Below are 1,400 nucleotides of genomic sequence, written 5' to 3'. Positions count from 1 at the left end.
CCTCAATATTCCGATGACCGCGGCCGCCCTGGGCACTGAGCTTTCACTGGAGACCTTCGACGGGCTCCAGGAAATCGATGTGAAGGCCGGGACCCAGTCAGGGGAGATCATCACGCTCCGCGGCCTGGGTGTGACCCACCTGCGCGGGTATGGCCGCGGCGACCTGATGGTGCACCTCCAGGTGGAGACTCCGGCGAAACTCGATGCCGCCCAGGAGGATCTCCTCAGGCAGCTGGCCAAGCTGCGCGGAGAACAGTTCACCGAGGGCAAGCTGGCCGTCAGCGGCGGTGTGTTCGCGAAGCTGCGGGACCGGTTCGGTAACCTGTAGCGGTGAGCAATCCCGTCTTCTTCAGTGGTGCCGGCGCCCTGGACACCATGGCGCCCGGCGCCCTGTTTGTCCTGGAGGGCCCGGAAGCCCGCCATGCGGTGGCCGTGAAGCGGCTCGCCCCGGGGGAACCCGTTGACATCGCCGACGGTGCCGGGAAACGGCTGACCGGAACTGTTGTCTCCGCGTCCCCATCCGAACTGGCCGTGGAATGCGCCACACTTGCCGTCGAAGAGCAGCCCGGAATCAGGCTGGTGCTGGTCCAGGCCCTGGCCAAGGGTGACCGGGACGAACTGGCCGTTGAAACGGCGACGGAATTAGGGATCGACGCCGTGATCCCCTGGCAGTCGGAGCGGTCCATTGTGCGGTGGAAGGGTGAGCGGGCCGCCAAGGCGCATGCCAAATGGCAGTCGGTGGTCACGGCCGCCGCTAAACAGGCGCGCCGTGCGTGGATTCCTGAAGTGCGTGCCGCCGTCGAGACCCCTGGCCTTGCCGCCGCCGTTGCGGCCTCTGACCTGGCTGTGATCCTCCATGAAGACGCCGTGCGGCCGCTTCGGTCCGTCCTGGAAGGGTGGCAAGCCACGGAGCCCGGGCACGGTCCGCTGGAAATCCTGCTGATCGTCGGCCCGGAGGGAGGCATCAGTCCCCGCGAAGTCACCAAGCTCTGCGACGCCGGCGCTGTGACGGCGCTGCTGGGGCACCACGTCCTCCGGTCCTCCACAGCCGGGCCCGCCGCGGTGGTTCTGGCCAGCGACGTTCTGGGCCGTTGGAGCACTACCCGACAGTAAAGTTCCTGGTGTCCACGTTAAGCTCCTGGCCGGTGGCGTTGTCCACCTGCGAGACCCGGAGTTCATAGTTGCCCGAGGAAAGATTGAGGGCAAGCGTGAACAGGCCCGACTGGGCTGCTTCGGTACCGGCCGTGGTCTCCCCGGTCAGGTACGGCGCTTTGTCGCCATTTCCTTCCACCCTCTGGATCTGCCAGCCGAGCTTGCCGCCCGCAATGGTACTGCGGCCGTTGATCTTGACGCTGCCGCCCGCGATGGTTGTGCTTTCCTGCGGATCAATGATCCACACC

The 1,400-nt window shown here is 66.5% G+C and carries 3 protein-coding genes; 2 read left to right on the top strand and 1 reads right to left on the bottom strand.

Annotated elements, in window-relative coordinates:
* Together DBR22_RS04140 and DBR22_RS04135 are read left to right on the top strand one after the other, a co-directional pair.
* On the top strand, nucleotides 1-328 hold a 328-nt coding region (locus DBR22_RS04140; RefSeq protein WP_308810180.1), incomplete at its 5' end, for a DnaJ C-terminal domain-containing protein.
* A gap of 2 nt (nucleotides 329-330) precedes the next feature.
* Nucleotides 331-1,113, top strand: a complete 783-nt coding sequence (locus tag DBR22_RS04135; RefSeq protein WP_108597913.1) for a 16S rRNA (uracil(1498)-N(3))-methyltransferase — start codon at nucleotides 331-333, stop codon at nucleotides 1,111-1,113.
* Here DBR22_RS04135 and DBR22_RS04130 read toward each other — a convergent pair.
* The coding region (locus DBR22_RS04130) for a Gmad2 immunoglobulin-like domain-containing protein (protein ID WP_308810179.1) at nucleotides 1,100-1,400 on the bottom strand (301 nt) is incomplete at its 5' end. The two genes, DBR22_RS04135 and DBR22_RS04130, sit on opposite strands and share 14 nt — an antisense overlap.

The sequence above is a fragment of the Arthrobacter sp. HMWF013 genome (genome assembly GCF_003061105.1).
GTDB lineage: Bacteria > Actinomycetota > Actinomycetes > Actinomycetales > Micrococcaceae > Arthrobacter.
This window is presented reverse-complemented; position numbering and strand designations above follow the sequence as displayed.